The organism is Dietzia sp. WMMA184, from assembly GCF_002441635.1.
GTDB lineage: Bacteria > Actinomycetota > Actinomycetes > Mycobacteriales > Mycobacteriaceae > Dietzia > Dietzia kunjamensis.
Window position 1 is genome coordinate 2,255,325 of the sequence record NZ_NXEI01000001.1, and the last position, 18,095, is coordinate 2,273,419.

6 protein-coding genes are annotated in these 18,095 nt (G+C 67.5%); all 6 read right to left on the bottom strand.

Annotated elements, in window-relative coordinates; genetic code table 11:
* Window positions 1–29: 29 nt before the first annotated feature.
* The 6 genes from CK206_RS10350 to CK206_RS10375 are packed head-to-tail and all read right to left on the bottom strand — an operon-like array spanning window position 30 to window position 17,664.
* Window positions 30–2,129, bottom strand: a complete 2,100-nt coding sequence (locus CK206_RS10350) for a DEAD/DEAH box helicase (RefSeq protein WP_096906340.1) — start codon at window positions 2,127–2,129, stop codon at window positions 30–32.
* Window positions 2,126–3,421 (bottom strand): BREX system ATP-binding protein BrxD, encoded by a 1,296-nt coding sequence (gene brxD / locus CK206_RS10355; RefSeq protein WP_096906341.1) that lies wholly within the window; start codon window positions 3,419–3,421, stop codon window positions 2,126–2,128. Before brxD ends, CK206_RS10350 begins: the two co-directional genes overlap by 4 nt.
* The gene (gene pglZ, locus CK206_RS10360; RefSeq protein WP_096906342.1) at window positions 3,418–6,216 is read right to left on the bottom strand and encodes a BREX-2 system phosphatase PglZ; all 2,799 of its coding nucleotides are present in this window, start codon (window positions 6,214–6,216) and stop codon (window positions 3,418–3,420) included. The genes brxD and pglZ overlap by 4 nt, the downstream gene beginning before the upstream one ends.
* Window positions 6,213–9,974, bottom strand: a complete 3,762-nt coding sequence (locus tag CK206_RS10365) for a DUF6079 family protein (protein WP_096906343.1) — start codon at window positions 9,972–9,974, stop codon at window positions 6,213–6,215. The genes pglZ and CK206_RS10365 overlap by 4 nt, the downstream gene beginning before the upstream one ends.
* A complete protein-coding gene (gene pglX / locus CK206_RS10370) occupies window positions 9,974–13,576 on the bottom strand; it encodes a BREX-2 system adenine-specific DNA-methyltransferase PglX (RefSeq protein WP_096906344.1) in 3,603 nt (1,200 codons plus the stop codon). The genes CK206_RS10365 and pglX overlap by 1 nt, the downstream gene beginning before the upstream one ends.
* Window positions 13,576–17,664, bottom strand: a complete 4,089-nt coding sequence (locus tag CK206_RS10375) for a protein kinase (RefSeq protein ID WP_096906345.1) — start codon at window positions 17,662–17,664, stop codon at window positions 13,576–13,578. The genes pglX and CK206_RS10375 overlap by 1 nt, the downstream gene beginning before the upstream one ends.
* Window positions 17,665–18,095: the final 431 nt, after the last annotated feature.

An 18,095-nucleotide genomic window follows, 5' to 3' on the forward strand; every position in this document is an offset into this window, starting at 1 on the left:
AACCGCTTTATATGTGACGGTCCAAAATGTTAGCGCTTACGGAATTGTGATTTTTCTTCCAGTACCGTGGTCGCGCCTCTGACATGGGTCAGTCGTGCCGCTAGCGTTCGGCGCGCCAACTCTTCCGGTAGCGCGGCCGAGAACTTCAGCCCGCGTAGCGCTGTCTTGTCGACTGTTGGCATTGGTCTCTCGTCGCTGCTCCGGAGTTCGGACAACCTTTCCTTGATGTCTGACACCGTGAGGTCGCTGTGCAGTCTTAGCGACTCTGCTCCAATCTTCTGCCTGGGCGCGACTAGCTCCGAGCCCCAGGCGGCGAGGGTCCGATTAGTTTTCGCTCCGGCCCATGTCCACCATCGCCAGTCGTCTCGGTCGTCGCGCCGGATTACTAGCGCCCCTGTGGTGACGTGGTCGGCTCGTTGTAGTCGCAGATCCTCAAGTGCGTCCGTGGCTCGGCGGGTCAGCCTCACCCCGTTGGGCTCCGCCCCTAGCAGGACGTCACGTGTTCCCCGCGAGATTTCGAAGGAGGCCCCATCTGGGATTGACATCCATTTCGCGCGGCCCTGGATCGTGGTTGCCTCGGTAAAGACGTGTCGTCGTTTCCAGTCGATGTGGGTTACTTTCCACGATCGGCCACCCAGAAGCAGTACCCGTGGCCCCTCGACCTCGTCGGTGAGGACTGCGGGTTCGACTGACCCGATCTCGTTCCTGCCCGAGAATACTGTGAACTCGGGGGCTGCCGTGAATACGGCCAACAGGTCCATGAAGTGTCTGCGGCCGAAGTGTCTCTCGGCCTCCGCCCCGATGAACGCGCTGCCGCCGTCCTGCTCCAGGAATTGCTCGCTGAGCAGATGCGCCATGATTTCCGGCGCGGTCTCATCGAACAGTGGCAACGCCCCCCACTGCTTCTGCCATCCGGCCAGCGGCACGCGTCGGGTTTGCAGGGCGGCCGCCAGGATCTGCTGGGCGGCGATATGCCGCGGTTCGGGGGTCGCGATCACCGGTTCGACCCATCCGCGCGACCAGCACTGCAGCATCCCTAGTGTGGCTTGAAACGCCTCGTCCGTGAGGCACAGAAATAGGCAGTTCCGGGTGGTTCCGGGGCGCCTGCCGGTCCGGCCGAGCCGCTGCAGGAACGACGAGACGGTGCGGGGCGCGTTGATCTGGATGACCCGGTCCAGATCGCCCACATCAATGCCGAGCTCCAGGGTGGAGGTCGCGACGATGACGCAGTCGCGCGCTTCCGCGAAAGCCTCCTCGGACTCCCTGCGCTCCGCAGCAGACAACGAGGAGTGCGAGACGTAGGTGGTGATGCCGCGCTGGCGCAGCGCGGTGCCGAGTTCCTCTGCGAGACGGCGGGAGTCGACAAAGACGAGCCGCTTCTCCCCTGCATGCAGGGCCGCGATGATTGTCGCGGCATTCTCCGCACTGCCGACATAGTCGACGGTAATTTCGGGGACCACGGTGCCCACAGCCGCGGGGGCGATCACCTGCCCTGGTCGCACCGCGCCGCCCTGCAGCCAGCCGAGAAGCTGGTCGGGATTGCCGACAGTGGCGGACATGCCAATGCGCTGCAGTTTGCGGCCCAACAATGCTTCAACTCGCGCGAGCACCGCGAGGAGGTGCCAGCCGCGGTCATCGCCGGCGAAGGCGTGCACCTCGTCCACCACCACAGCCTGCAGCCCACTGAATAGTTGCTCCGCGTCCACGCTCTCGGAGACCAGCATCGCCTCCAGCGATTCCGGCGTGGTCAAAAGGATGTCCGGCTGGTCCCGCTTGATCCGGCCACGTGCCGACGGGCCGACGTCGCCGTGCCAGGTGGCGGCGCGCCTACCGATCCAGTCCGCATAATCCGCGAGGCGCGGCTGCAGGTTGTTCAGCAGTGCCTTGAGCGGGCACAGATACAGCACCGAGATCCCGCTCCACCGCTCGCCAGACATGCGGGTCAGAAGCGGAAACATCGCGGCCTCGGTCTTACCGCCGGCAGTGGGCGCGAGCAGAATCGCGTCGGAGCCCGAGAGGATGGGCCCCACGGAATCGTCCTGCAGCGGCCGCAGTCCCGGCCAGCCGAGCGTGTTCACCACATGGTGCTGAAGCACCGGATCCAACAGCTCGAAGCCCTGCGCGGTCACAGCACCACGTCATCAGCAGTCACTGCAGCGCGCTCGGTGTCGGTGAGCTCCTTCAGATCCACCGTGAGCGCGTAGTGCTCCCGGGGATCGAAGTCCTCGAACTGGTCGACGCGGTCAAGCACATCCAGCACGAGCTTCTTCAGGAACAGGCGCGGCGAGATGCCGACCTGCCCGCCGAGCTTGCCCGCGACGGCGGTGGCGAGGTCGCGCAGATACGCGTCGTCAACAACGGAGCGCACGCGAGCGGGATCCGCGGCACCATCCGCGTAAAGGTCGCGGACGCGGATGCCCACCTCCACCAGTCGGTCCAAGTCGAAGCCGACCAGCCGGATCTGCGGCGCACGCGGGTTGTCAAAGCGCGCGTCGGTGGTGAAATCGGTGTGCAGACGCTGGGCCAGCGGCGGCAGCGACTGGATACCCATACGCCCGTCGAAGAACGCGGGAGTTCCCGTGATCAGCAGGTATAGCCCCGGGTACCTGCCGGAGTCGAGCTCGTCGATCCACTGGCGCAGCGCGTTGAGCGCCTTTGCCCGACTATCGGAGCGCATCCGCTGCAGGGTCTCGACCTCGTCGATCACCAGCAGCAGGCCGGGATGCCGCGCGCCCTTGAGCACCGCGAGCAGCCCTTGCAAAAAACCCATCGCCAGGAAATGGTCGACGTCCTGGCGTACTCCAGCGGCGCGCTTGGCGGCCGCGCCCACATGTGGCTGCCCGCCGAGCCAGGCCACCAGCGCGTCGGCGGTGGCGGCGTCGTCGCGTTCGAGCGCGGCACGGTAGGCGCGCAGCACCATCGGGTAGACGGGCGTTGCGGTGGCGACCGACGCTAGCCGCTGCTCCAGCAGCGCCTGCACCTGCTCCTCGCTGGCATCCTCTACTCCGGCGGCGGCAGCGGCGTCGTCCTCGACTCCGAACAGCCACGCGTCCAACACGTTCCGGAACGCGGAGGGGGGAAATGCGGAGGTCCGCAGGGACTCGGTGGTGCGCCGGTAGACGGTCTCGAGCTTGTGCAGCGGCGTTTCGAGCTCGCTGATCTGCACCTCGGCGACAGCCATGCCGTGGCGCATCGCCCGCTGCTGGATCCAGCGGGCAATGAAGGTCTTGCCGGCCCCGTACTCGCCGCGCACGGCCTTGAACACGGATCCGCCGGCGGCCACCGCCGTCAAGTCCTCGTCCACAGTGTCCGCGAACTTGTCGATGCCCACCGCGAGCACGTCGAGGTTCCCGGCGGGGACGGTGCCCTGGCGCAGCGCCTGCAGGATCTCCCGGCGCCGCACCGGCGAGAGCGCGCTCACGGCCGCACCCCGAACTGCTCGAACATTAACGCCGTCTCCAACTCCACCTCGGAGTCGCCTGCGCTGAGCACCACCACACCGTCCGTGTTGAACACCTGGGCGAGCACAGCGATTGCTGGGCCTGCGCGCCGCGCCTTGACGCCGAGGATCTCCGCCACCCGGACGAGCGGTAGCCGGCCATTGCCGGCGATCAACTCCTGCACGAGATTCTTGACCGTCGCGCGGCCGAAGTTGCGGCCGTATTCCTTGTGCTGGTGTGTGAACAGGCCGCTGTCCAGAAGCTCGTCGACACGGTCCCGTCCTCCGTCCGCAATGACAGGAACTGCGCTCTCCGCGGCCGGTAGGCCCACATCGAATAGCCCCTCGGCCTGCGCCGCCTGCTTGGCGGGAGCCTTGGGACGCGGCTTCGCTGGCTGCGGAGCCGGCGCTGGCGCGGGTACAGCCTCGATGGGAGCGGGCGCCCACCAGGCTGGCTGGCGGGCTGGCGACGCCGCGAGCCCGAGGTGCGCCGGGATGGCGCCGTTGACCAGGATGGAGATCGGGATCGTGGCCTCGGCGAGCGCGGCTCCGCCGTGGTAGCCGGCCTTGAGTCCCGTGTACCGAACCTGCTCGTCCACCGCCAGCACCGCGCGGTTACCCTCGGTGAGTACACGGGGGCCCTCGACCAGCACCTCGTCGGCGGGTAGTGCCGCTGGGTCCACGCCGGCGGCGAGCCGGTAGCGCGCCGAGACCTGCTCTCCGCGTTGGACGCTGGGCTGCTCGCGTCGCTCGACCACATGCCCGTGGTCGCTGACGAGCACCACGGTGCGCCCGACCGCCGCGGCGGCGGTGAGCAGCGCGTCAAGATGCTTGAAGCTGCTGGTCCCCCAGCTAGCGCCGAGTGGGTCCGACCGATCCAGCGCGTCGTCGATGTCGTTGAGCACGCAGGCGACCACCGGGCGTCCCTTCGTGTCCTCCACGGCGGCGCGCACCGCGTCGGCGAGCGCATGGCCACGGGCGACCGCGTCCATCGCAGCTTTGTGGAACAGCGCGGGATCGGACGAGCCGAGCCCGTGATTCTGCAGCCAGGTCGAGAATTCTCGCCGTTCGCGGTCCTGCTTGCCCGCCGCCGGCGCGCCGGTGAACAGCGAGCATCTGGAGAACTCGGTAACGGTCGGCAAGATCGCCAGCGCCGCGCCCAGTTGCTGGTCGTCGGCGAATCGGCATTCCTGCCACTGGGGCCGGTTCTTGCGGAGCGCGTCGGCGACCACCCCATTCGCGGCCGCCGCGCTCATCCCGTCGGCGACGATCAACAGCACCGGCGATGCCGCCGGCTCACTGGCCGCCACGTCGCTCGCGCCTTGCCGTGCGACGGTCAGCGGCTTGACGACCCGGTCGAGGATGTCCTCGATATAGAGCGGCGCGTCGGCGCCGCTGCTGCGGTAGGTCCCCGCACTGGCGAGCAAGCGTGCGAACTCGCGGTCGTCGGAGGCTCGGTGCTCGCGCACGAGGGCGGTGATCCGGTGCGCCGCCGCGGCGAGCTGGGCGGAATCTGCGCCGATGAAGGCGTCGTTGACCGCGCCGTCGACCCAGGACAACTCTGCGCGGTAGTGCCCCAGCCATGCGGCCAGGCTGTTCGGGGGCTGAGTGCTGCGGCGCAGCCAGCGCAGGAGCCGCAAGGCTGCCGCGCCGACGCGCACGTCGCGGGGCGCGTCCGGAGTGTCCGTCCTGGCAGCGCGGTGCGCGGTGACATCGGCCCATGTGTTCTCCGCTGCGGTGAGGTCCGCCGAATCGATGGCCGCGGTGAGCGCGGTCGCGTACCGCGCAATGCGGGGAGCCAGCGCGGAGGGCAGCACATCGGATCGGGAGACAAGGGGCTGGGCCTGGAGCCGGCGAACCAGCTCCTCGGCGCGGCGCAGGACCCCGGCGGGCACATCGGTCCCCGCTACCGCGAGGGCCGCGGTGTTGCCCCAGGCGGTCAGCTGCTGCTCGGTGAGCCGTTGGCCACCGAACTCACTCTCCATCCGGGTCCGCACTTGGATGACGACCTCGCGGTCCACGACGAACGAGTCTGCCTGCCCGGTGTTGTCGCCGACGAGGGCCGCGACCAGGCCGAGCGGCACCAGCTCCGCTGGCCCGCTGCCGCGCCAGACGATGGTGAAGGCGGGTCCGAGCGCCCCGAGCCGTCCCGAGATCCACTGGTAGAACTGGTCAAGCAACGCGGGGTCGGCGTACTGCCGCCACGCCTCGAAGCGGGCGGTCTTGTCCTCGTCCATCGACCACAGCGCCACATGATGCGGGGTGTAGTCGGCCGGTCGCAGGCCGAAGCGGACATCCGCGAGGTTCGCGAACAGATGGTCGTTGGTGAGCACGCCCCCGGGCGCGGGAAGCGCGTGGCCGTCGAGCTCGCGTAGCGCGGCGCGCGCGGCGTCGTTGCTCAGATCCAGTAAGCGGAACTCCTGCCGGGACGCCCCGAACAGCTCGCGTAGCGGGGGCCACGGATCCAGGTTAAGCAGGCGGCCTCGAACGAGGTGCTCGAGGATGCCCGCGGGCAGCTCGGCGGGTTCCCTATCGGTGAGCACGACCAGCCAATCCACCTGCGCGCGTTCGGTGATCGCGTCGCGGACCGCTAGCACGCTCGGCGCGACGCGCACCCGCACGGACTGCCCGTCGATGGTCACCTGGTCCTGACCACGCCACTGTGGCACCGCCGCCAACGCGATCACTCCGCCGCGGCGCCCATGCTCGCGCAGCGTGCGAATCAACGTGCGCACCCCCGCCAGATCTGCCTCCGGCAGGCCGACAACAGAGGTCATCGCGCATCCTTGGTGATGGTCACGGTGTAGGTTGAGTTGGGTTCTTCGGCGAGCAGTTGTCGCAGCCGCGTTTCGATCGCGGAGAAGTCGCCGGGGCCCCGCACCGTCATGGTGGCCCCGGGCGGGGGCGTGATCGGCGGGACCGGCTCAGGCCGCGGGGGCACCGGCGGGTCTGGCACTACCGGGGGTGTGGGCGGCGGTGCGACGATCCCGTCCTCGAGCCACTTGTCCCGAGCCTCGTTCGCCGTCCGCAGCGCCTGGGCGAGGGGCAGTGCCAGCTCGTGCGATTTCAGCGCCTGCACGACGCTGGACACGATCAGCTCGGCCCGCCGCCCACGGTCACCGCCGGCGGCCGCCGCGGTGCGCAGCACGTCGAGCTTGTCGAGCGAGAACCCGCCAAGCGCGGCCGCGACAGAGCCCGCGGTTGCCAGCGACTTGCCTGCCTCGATCGGTGTCCCGCCCAGGTCCGCTGCGGCGATACGGGTGACCACCGCGACGTTGTCGAGGTGGTCAAGCTTGCTGTCGAACAGCTCATCCGTCGCCTTGGCCGCGGCGAGACGATCACCCAAGTCGATACCGAGAGCGGCATAGGCGCTCGTCAACGCGCCAGTGAGCTGTTGGCGCTCCACACGGTGCTCGCGGGCATACTCGCGCACCTGTTTGGCGAACGCGGACAAGTTGTTCGCAGTGAGGAACTCGTTGACGTTGCGCCCGGTCAGCGCCTTCCACCGACTGCACGCGTCGGACCATTCCTGGCGATCGGGCAACGGCTCGAGCCGCAGCGCCAGGCCCCGTCGGTAGTCCCCGATCATCGGCTCGACCGTGAGCGCGCTGCTATGCAGATACCAGGAGCGCTTGTCCTGCGCCGCCCAGGCGCCGACGACCAGGTCCACCATCTCGTCGGTGAGCCCGCGCTTGGGACCGCTCGCGGCGATCGCCGTGCGCAGCGACTCCACCTCGACATCGCCAGACTCGGCGACGCCCATTCGGGAGAACTCCTGCGTGATCCGCCCGCGCCAGGTCCCGAAGTGCTCGGGCCCGAACAGCAGGTGCGTCTCGTTGACCTTCCCCAGCCCGAGCGGCTCGACGACGCGACGCGCCACGTCCCGCTCCGCACGCTCGAGCGGAATGCGCCCGTCCACATGGGACTGCGCCTCACGCAGCCGCCGGAGCACGGTGTTGAGCTCGGAACGGGAGATGAGCTTGTCCGCGGGGGAGAAGTCCGGGTGGTCCGGATACAGCGCGTCGAAGGCTGAGGTGATCAGCCGGTCCACGGCCTGCCCGAGGGTGTTGCCGATGGGCGGCTGCGAGGACAGACCCGCATGCAGCGAGCGCAGCGGCGGTTGCCCGTCACTGAAGGCTCCGCCCCGCGCAACGCCATAGGCCACCTGGATCGCAGTCCCCAGCTGTCCACGGACCTGCACTTGCTGCTGCTGCAGGATCGAGCGGGCCGCGGCGCGGTCGGCCTCGGACAGCTCGTTGGAATACGATGCCCAGCGGTCCCCAGCCAGGACGTGATCGAGGATCACCAGGCGCCCGAGCTGGCGGGTGACCTGGTCGGTGAAAAAGGCGGGCACCCAGGCGATGGTGAACCTGTCTTGCCCGGTCCGCAGTAGTTGGTCGATGCGGTCGTGGTCCTCGGCGGTGGTGTGCCCAGGATCGTCGAACGGCAGGTCCACCACCAGCCGCAGCGCGCCGGGCTGCATCGGCCGGAACGCCTCATCCGGCAGGTGGCTGTGGTCGCGCACATTGCCAAAGACCACCTCGACGTGGCGTGCGGTGCCGCGCCAGGTAATGGTGCGCAGCCGTGCGCCGTCGGCGGTGGCCTCCACACCGGCCACACCGAAGTGCTCGGCCAGCAGGTCCCGCATCAGCCTGCGCCGACGCCCGTCGGTGTCCTCACCCTGCGCGCGGCTAACGATGCGCTCGTAGTCCACCGATTCCAAGGTGACCGAGATGATCGGGTTCGCGTCCGCGGTCACGGTCAGCTCGGGAATCTCCGCCGCCCACTGCTTAACCTTGTTGGTGATCTGCCCCGCCTGATCGCCCGGGATCAAGCTGATGACGCTGCCATGGTTGAGCGAGGCCAAACGCGATGCGTCGATCTGCTTGAGCGCCGGCACGTCCGGTGCGACGGCGGACATCAGCAGGGTCTTCGCAATCCGGAGATCGGCGCGCAGACCCATCGGCGCGTCCTCGTCGGCGGTGCTCTCCGCCACTCCTGCGGACCGGAACAGCAGCGGCCGCAGCTTCTCGCGCCACAGGGTGCGCGCGGTCTTGAACGTTTGCACCGCCGCGGGGTTCATGGGTGTCGCGTCGCCCTCGTCGATGACGAAGCGGAACGCGTCCCCCACCGGGATCACATTCTCGATCGTCAGACGGTCGGCCTCCGCCTCGAGGATCTGTTGCATCACCTTCAGCGCGGTACGCTCGCGCTGCATCTGCCCCGAGAGCGCCCGCAGCGTGGCGATCAGCGCCGGGGAGAACGGGTACGTGAGCTTGAACGCCTCCGCGTCCGCGCCGCGGTGCGCGTCGTCGGTATTCACTCCGTCCAGGAGCACATCCCACACCTTCGGGTTGCGGTCCAACCTCGCGAAGGCTTCCGCCAGCGCGGCGGCCGCGTCTGCGTCGCGGGGCTGCAGGAGCCGCTTGTGCGCAATGTAGGGCAAGTTCCCATCGCCGAGCCGGATATTGCTCAGCCGGCCGGATTGGTGCGCGAAGGCCTGCTGCAGCGCCTGGATGATCGCGCCCGAGTCTGCCCCGGCCGCCACCGTCTTGCTCAGCCCGTACTGGCTGGCGATAAACGAGACGATCGGCACGGCGAGGCGCCCACGGCTGGTCTCAACCAGCTTGGTGATCTTCTGCACCTCGCTGTTGAAACGCTCCCGCTCGCTAATCAGGAATGTCAACCACAACACCAGCTCGTCGAGCATGAGCACCACGACGTCGTAGCCCAGCGACTTGGCGTGATCGGCGATCACGGCCAGCCCGTCCTCAAGAGGCAGCCAGTCGGTGTTACGGGAGTAGCTGGTGAAATAGGTGGCGATCAACGCCTGCTGTAGCTTGCTCCGCTCCTCCGCGGACGCCGACGGATCGGCCGCCGCCGCGTAGGTGTCGGGATTCCACCGGGCGACCGCATTGCCGAGCTTGGTCCAATCGACGGTGGTCCCAGCCTGCTGTCCCGTCCCTCCGTTGAGCGCGGCGAAGAACGCCTCATCGCCCACCTCACGGCGGCGATTGTCCGCATCGCCAAACAGCCCGCCCGCCGAGTGCAGTACCGGCGGCAACACCTCGGGATGCATGGCGGCGATCTGACGCAGGTACTGATCGAACAGCGAGGCCTCGACGCTGTCACCGTCGAGGAAGTGGAAGGCCAGGCGCAGGATCTTCTTATCTGCGAGCTCGGGGTGCTTCGTAACGACGGGCTGCAGCGCGGGCACCGACAGCGCCTTGGGCTCGTGCCCCAGGACCGCGTGCAGGACCGCCATGAAGTGCGACTTACCGGAGCCAAACGAGCCCTCCAGGTAGGAGGCCTTGTTCTCGCCGGTGCGCACCGCCTCCCCGACGACGGCCATCGCACTGTCAAACGCCTCGGCCAGCGCGGGCGTGACGACGTAGGAATCGATGGTGGCGTCGAGGCGGTCTTTCGCGACGGAGTCCGAGAGGCGCAGCACATAGTCGTTGGTGCCGTGCGATTCGACGATGGTGAAGGTCTCGCGCAAGGTGCGCGCGGGAGTGCCGGAGTTGCCGGGAAACATCAGCTCGACGCCTTTCGGGTTGACGATTTACGGCCACGGGTCAATGGTTCGGGCCGCCACGTGTGCAGATCAGCGATCGGCACCCCCACCGCAGCGGACTTCTCGTTCAGCTGCGCCGACAGGTACTCCGCGAGATCCACACTCAGGTTCGGGTCCACCCCGGAATGCCATTGCCGCACCCACGGCAACACCTCCGCCATCCCCGCCACCACCGGCACTAGGGCGTCGAGATCCATGCCCTCGGACTCGCGGGCCGCGTAGATCGTCGCTAGGGCTAAGCCTTGCTGCGCGTGATCCCACCCCGCCCACCCCAACAGCAGGGTCGGGTCCGTCGCCCGGCCCGCGTCCGGGTAGGAGATGAACCGTTCCTTCGGGACATCCAACTTCCCGCGATGGGACCAGTAGGAGGTCTTCACAAAATCGGCGGTCGTGTACTTCGGCGGCACCGGAATCTGGGATGCGTCGATGGCACCGGCGTCCTCCTGCCGCTGCAACTCCCACACCCGCTCCCACTCCGCCCGCTTACGCAAACCGGAAGGCTTGTATCGCAACGCGGCCAGGTACGGCACACCCTGATCAGCCAGCAGCTTGACCAGGGTCGCTGTGACCGGGGCATCGCGCCGTCCTGCCCACAGGTCCAGTGCTTCGAGGAACTCGGAGTTTTTCTCCATGATCCCGGCGAGCTCGCCGACCGAGCGCGGCTGCGGAGTGCCCTGCTGCGTGAACCACAAAGCGGGGTCTTCCAGCTTGTCGAGCAGCCAATCCCGCAGAGCGTCCTGCAACCGCACATCCCAGGACTCCCCAGCCCACCGACGCTTGTACTCAGGACGCTCAAGGAGCCGGATGAACGGATTCGCCGCGATCACCGCCAACCTGCGCGCCACCAGGTCCCGGTACTCGGCAGGCCATGCGGCGGGGACCTCTGTGATCGGGATGGAGCCGTGCCGGGTGAACCAGGTGCTCTCCGACTCCCCAGCCTGGATCTGGCGGGCCAGGACGATCTCGAACGCCCGCTCACCCAATGCGACCCCCGGGGCCACGCCAACGGGCAGGGTCAGGTCCTCGTCGAGGAGCCCATAGTGGCGGTAGACCTGCCAGTCCAACTCCTCCTGCTCCGCAACCATCAACCCCCGCACCCACGCCCATTCCGCACGGGCGGTGTCGATCACCGACTGGGCCGCACCGCCTGCGGCGATCGCAGCGGCAGGCTCGCACGCCGCGAGCTCTTGAGCCAAGGCGTCGAGGTGGCGGGAACGGTCAAGAGCGTCATCCTTCGGTAGCGGGAATTCCTGAAGGGTGGTGCCGGTGAATTCGTAGCGGTCCGACCATTGTTCTGCGCTGACTCTCGCTCCGCCCTTGCCCACTGGGTCGCCGCCCTTGGGATAGCTGTTTTGTTTGAGCCAGAAGCAGGCCGTCGACGAGTTCAACACCCCCAACAACCGCAGATGATCATCCTCGCTCGCCCCCACCGGCAACTTAATCACCGGCGCAGACTGCTTGAAAACCTTCCCTCCCCGGTCCAACACAAAATGGTTGTGCGTCGCCACAAACGCAAACGTGATCGATAGAGGGGTTGTGAGCTTGTTTACCGTCAGTCGTCCGTACTCGGTCCAGCGAAGTCCGGATGCCACCTTCGTTTGGTTGCCGAACATCTTGCTGTTCGAGATGCTCGTCTTGTACGGCCAGAAGAACCGGAATAGTTTCGGCACCTCCTCCGCATCCACCGGTTCGAAGTCGTCCGTGTAGGGAAACACAGCAAGCGCATCGAGGTCCGCAGTCCAGTCACGGAGCTGATCTCCTAGAACCATGGGCCGAACATGCGCGAGCGCGAGCCTGGCCGGTGTTCGCAAGTCGAGCAGGTAGACGCTGTCTTCAAGCGTGAAGCTGGTTATGCCGATCGAATCGGAGTGCTCTGAGAGCGGCGAATCCGTAGCCAGGTCGATGGCACTGGCTAGCTCTACCGCTCCGCCGCCAGAGAGGCTCCAGGGGTGCTTGCGCAGGTTCTCCCGGGGCAGGTCGGTCACGGAGATCCACTGGTCCTCGTAGCCAGGTTCATCAACGTGCGCCTCGATTGACGACCACACCTTGCCCTTGGCCGGGTCTGCTGGTGCGCCTGGCTCTCCCTGGATACCCAGCACCGCGCGCACCGTCTCCTGCGTCTTGGCGTGGTTGCGGCCGACGATGATTACTGTCGGGGTGCCATGCCCGGGGATATATGCCCCGGAGGTGTCTGCCACCAACCGCAGATCCAACCTGCCTAGGTACTCCTCGATCAGTGGCACTCCGAACTCGCGTTTCATGAACGAATTCGAGGTGATCTGCCCGACCCATCCCGCCCGCTCGCCAGTCTTGGCGAGGGTGAAGAACTTCTCCATGAACGGCACCGTGAGGGCGTACTTACCCTTGCAGTAGTGGTAGATCTCGCGATACCGAGTGTTGAGGGCCTTGTCCTTGACCGTGATGTACGGCGGGTTACCGACCACCGCGTCGTACTGGCCCGGTGCCAGGACATTGCGCAGCTGTCGGGAGTCCTCGGTGCTGTAGGTGAACCCCGCCGCCACCGCGTCCTTGTCGAAGGACACATCCCCATAATCGAATGCGGTCGCGCCGCCTTGCTCGACGCCGTGGAGCAGCGAGTCCCCGTTCACCAGGTTCAGCGTGAACCGAGGCGCGTCCACCAGGGTGCTCTCCCCGCACTCACGTAGCGCGGCAACAATCAGCCGGAATTTCGCGATCGCCACCGCGAACGGGTTCAGGTCCACCCCATGAATCGAGGACAGCGCCTGATCCACGCGCGCGCGGGGCTCCATCGCGGGGGCGTGCTGGTGCCAGCGGGCTGCGAGCCGGTCGAACGCGCCGAGCAGGAAGTGCCCGGACCCGCAAGTCGGGTCGATCACCTTGAAACCCTCCAGCGGCCGATCCTTCAGCGCAGGTTCGAGGGTGCGGTCGAGGATGAACTCCTCCACGAAATCCGGGGTCTGCAGCAGCGCGTACTTCTTTTGCGCGAAGATCGAAAGGTCCTGGTACAGATCGCCCAGAAAGCGGGTCGTCAGCTCCGGGTTCGTGAAGGTCCATTCCAGCGCGCCCGCGTCGTCGGTTCGCCGCCAAAACTCCAGCAGCGCCGCCACCGCGTCCGAGGACGGCTCGATGATGTGCAGCGCGGCATGCTCGTCCACCAGCGACACCGTCGCCGGGTTCGCGCGCAATGCGGCGAAGGACTGCTCGAGCCACTCACGGTAGGAGTAACTGGGGTTGGCTCGATAGAACGCGTTCTCCGCGTCGATCGCCCGGCCCCGCAGCAGCGGGTCGGGGTGGGTAATCCACACACTGTCACTTCCGAGTAGAAGGTTATCCTCGCAGAACCGGACGAACACCGACGTCAGCAGCCAGCCCACCGCTGCCTGGGTGAGCTGGTCCTCGGACCAGTCGGTCCAGGAGGTCGCAGTGCGCTCCTGAGCGACAGCCTCAGCATGAGTGGCGCGCCAACTCGCTAGAACTACCGAGTCGGCGTCGCGGCGGGCACGCATGTCCTCGACCAGCGCCGTCACCTGGGGGACGAGCGCGGTGTTGAGTGCGCCTCCGTTGATCGTGGCCAACGCCATCAGACAGACTCCTTGGTTTTTGGCTTGGCCGATTGCCCCATCGCTAGCAAGGCGTCGACCTCAATCTTGTCCAGTTGTACGAATTGTTCGGGACTGTTGATTGGCAGCCGTGAATCGTCCACCCTCGGGCCGGACAGGCCGCCGGACTCCGCGCGCTGGGGCACCAGCGCCCATACGGCGTGGGCCGGCGGCTTCGTCAAATCCGTCCAGGCTCCCAGCACGTGGAGCTGCCCATAGGCGGCCAGGGTGGATAGATCGCTCAGTACCACCGGTCCGCCCGCCGCGGAGACGGCGTCCGTCACCGTCGACACCGCCTGGGTAACAAAGGACTTGAGGTTCTCGCGATCCCCCGCCGCGCCGGCATCCGCTGCCAAGATCTGATCCCACGGGATGCCCGCGCCCGCCGCGCGCTCGCGCAGCTCGCCCAGCAGCAGCTCCGTCACATCGATGTGTGTCGCGCCGAAACGCTCGACCAGCGCCGCCGCCACCTCGTCGGACCTGCCCAGCGGCACGCCCAGCGCCCGGAACGTTCGGTCGCGGACGCTGTCGGCGAGGATCTGCTCGGCGTCCGAGACCCCCGCGACCCGCGGCCCTGACGGAGCATGCACGCTGTGCCGCGTCGGGATATACGACGCGGAGTCAGGGGTGCCGGGGAACTGGTAGCGGCTGGCATCCTCGCTCCAGCGGATGTCGGGTTGGATCGACTCGACAAGTGTGTCGAGGTCCGGCCTGCGTGGGAGCTTCTTCGTCAGTGCCGGGAACCTTGCCGCCAGTCGCGATTCCAACTCCGTCCGGCTGAACGAGTCAGTGTCCGCCATTCCCCGCAGCAGGATCCGCAGCGCGTCCTCGATGGTCAGGTCGCGGCGATACAGCTCATCGCGCGCCGACAGCGCCACCTCGGTGGAGGCGCTCGCCGCGATCCGCAACAGCACATGCCCCGGGATCTCGACGTCGGCGGGCGCGACTCCCAGTACGGTCGCGGCCGTCTCGCGCAGCGGAGATTCAACCGCCGCGGGTGCCACCAGCATCGCGCCCTGCGCGCGGGCGTCATCTGCCAGCCTTTCGGCTTGGTCCGCCAAGGCCGCCGGCAACTTACGGGAAACCTGCGGCGTGGAGATCATCGCGACCCTGCCCGAACCGTGCCTGCGGACTATCTGCAGTTCTGCCGATACCCCACCAGTGGCCGCAGCCGAGGCCAGCAGGAGCCGCACGACGCCCAACGCCGCTCGGTGCGGGTTCACCACACCGTCCGCAGCGAGCACCCCAGCGAGCTCTCGTGCGAGCTGGTCCGGGGTGGACGCCCCGCCTGAGGATTCGATCAGGGCGAGCCCGCGGGCATAAAGGTCGCGGACCGACGCAGCGAGCCGCGCGTTCTTGGCCCACAACGCCGAGAACTCCCCGAAGATCTGAGCGATGCGCCCCGGCGTGACCTCGGCAGCCTCAGCTAGGCGTTGGTAGACCACGAACGGGTCCTCGGGGCTCTGCGGGTGCGTGCCGAGCACCATCTCGACGACCTGGCGGCGCACTACGCTCGGCTTGCCGCCGGCCGCCCGCGCGAACTCCGAGGCCAAAACCGACAGGGAGCCGTAGGGCTCAGTCTCGTCGAATACCGCAACGACAGGCTGCTGAACCGGCGGCTTTGTCTGCTCATCCCCGCCAGCGGGTGCGGCCTTGAACGCCGCCGCCCAAGCCTGGCGCATTGCGGTCGCCGTGTCGAAGCGGTCCTTTACATTGCGGGCCAGCGCCGAGCGGAAGAACTCCGCTAGCGACTCGGAACGGGTGCGCGCGAGGCCCGCGGCGGTGAAGTCCTCCACCGCGATGCTCACATCGTCGGCGAGCACGCCGGGATTGCTCACGCCGTCGCCGTAGCTGGGCGTGGTAGCCGTGGCCATCTCGAACAGCACCACGCCGGCCGAATAGCGTTCCGCTGAGGAGTCGTAGGTCCGGCGCAGTCCGGTGCCGAGGAACGGATCGCGGTATGGCGGGGTGCCGGCGTCGACCTGCTCCACTGGCGCCCGCGAGAGCGAGAAGTCGAAGAGCGCGAGCCGCGTCCTCCCCCTCGACTTGCCCTGGGGCCGCATCAGCCCCAGGTTCGACGGCTTGATGTCGCGGTGGGTGATGCCTGCCTCGTCGAGAGCGACCACCGCGTCGAGCAGCTCCATCCCCCACGTGCGCAGCTGCGACTCGGCGAGCGGGGTGTGGCGCACCACGTCGGCGAGGGTCTGCTCGCCGCAGTTGGTCAACAGCAGGGCCGAGCGGCCCGCGGCCAGCTCCAGCGGGCCCTCAATCAACTGGACTACTCCCGGCACCGGCTTGGAGAGCCGGGCTAGCTCCTCAAGGACTTTCGCCTCCTCCCGCAGTCGGGGGGTGGCGCTCTCGTCGAGGCCGATCTTGAGCACGCTGAGCCGGTCGTCGTGATCCTGGTCGCTGACCAGCACCCCGCGGGCCGTGGAGCCGGTGCCCAAGATCTTCTCCACCTGGAAGCGTCCGCTCAGCAGCGCTCCGGGAGCAGGGTTGAGCGGGTCTGCCTCGGCGACCTCGGCGGAGCCGCGCCGCTCATGCTCGTATTGGGCCAGCGCGTTCGCGAACTCGCTGACGCCGAACTCGTTCTTGCCGGCCTTGTCCGTCTTGAGCCTCTTGGACACCGACGGGCTGGTCGACTGCAGGACGAGCTGGCGCAACGTCTCGTCGACGAACCTGCCGCCGGAGGCGGCGAGGTCGAGGCCCTGGTCCTGGCGCAGCCGCTCCAGCAGCCCGGCGCGATCGCGGGCCGGCGGCTGCCCGGAGGTGAAGAGGAAGTACGCGAGCGCGCCGAGTGAGAACAGGTCCAGGGCCAGCCGGTCCGCGTCGGGCGCCCAGCGGTCCTCCGGCGCCAGGTAGACCTGATCGGCCGAGGTGCCGGGCGTGGCCATCGCGGTGCCCAGCATCGTCGTCGACTCGGTGCCCCCGGTGTGCACGCGGCCCGCCCAGGACCAGTCCGCGAGCTGCACGCGCACCGCGCCCTCGGCCAGCGCGTCGGCGTTGATCAGCACTGCGCTCGGCTCCAGGCCGCGGTGCGCCACGTGGTTGCGGTGCGCGTACGCCAGCGCGTCGGCGACCTGGCGCAGGATCGCCACCTGCTGCTCCGCGGACAGTGCCTGCGTGGCCACCAGCAAGTCCAGGGACACGTAGCCGGGGGTCTCCGGGTAGATCAAGACCGTGTTGCCGTCGTCGTCCTGCACCAGGTCCCGGGGTGCAACTATGTACTCGTGGCGCAGCGAGCTGAGCAGGGTGTACTCGCGGGCCATGCGGCGATGCGCGGCGGATTTGGCGTGTGCCGGTGTGCCGGGTCGCAGCGAAACGATCCGGGCGCGGCCGTGCTCGTCGGTGCCGCGGTGGGTGGCCGCGCGCTCCTGCCAGTCCTCCCCCGTCGCCAGCGCCTCGCCGGCGATGATCCACGATCCCGCCTCGCGTTCGGCGCGGCGGGTGATGCCGAGGTTTTTCAGTGCCAGCGCGATGATGACGCTGATGTCCTCGTCAACGATGCGCCCGTTCGTCGGTGCCTCGAGTAATCGGTCGGAGATGCCGGGTAGGCCTGTCTTCTGTTCCTCGCCGTCGATGCCGAACAGGCTTGATTTCGCAAGGTCGGGGAGGTCGGTGGCGAACGGCGAGCCATGCAGGAACACGGACTCCTGAACGAACGGCAGTGCGCGGCGCACCTTCTCCGGGTCCAGACCCGCGCCAAGCGCGACCTTGCGCGCCTCCTCCTGGATCCTGGTGGCCAGGCGCTGAGCCTTGCGGCGAGTCAGGAGCAGCGGGGACCGTTGCGTCTGGGTCCTGCCGCCCATAGTCGTACGCACCCAGCTAGTCTCGGTGCCCTGCAGCACCCCGGTGTACGCCTTGAGCTCCACCAGGTGCAAACGCCGGCGGCCCAGGACCAGCGCGTCGACCTCATGCCACTGGCCGTGGTTGTCCATGAACTCGAAGTTGGTCCAGGCCCGATAGGGCGAGGCAACGGGCAGAAGTTGACGAATCAGCTCCAGTCCAGCTGTTTCGTGTGAAAATGACGACTTGGAGACTTCTACCCAGCGTTCATTGCGATCAGCCACACAGAGCCCCCGTTCCACGGATTTTAGCGCGGCCGAGCACCCATCACCGCGCATTGTTAACGGTATCAATCAACACTGCTCGGAAAGCAGATAGAGGTATAGCCGTTGGCGGTATTGCACCCATTGCCCCGATGGGGCAAGCCCGTGCGGGAAAGCCGCTCTAGCAAGATTCCAAATGTATCCGACGGTCTGGCGTCGTGCTTACGACACAAGTCTATCTGGATCCCTGATGGTTACTGACACGAGATCTAAACGGTTGCAGGTCTCGACATGAGGTGACCGAGGAAAACCCGTGTTGACCACCGAAGGTTGGCGAGGCGATTACCTGTTGCAGTGTCCGTATATTCGCGAGCGAGCAGAGGGTGAACGAAGCGCTTGGACGTTGGCGGGACACTGTCGCTGCGGACTTAGCCGGGCGACCACAACCACGA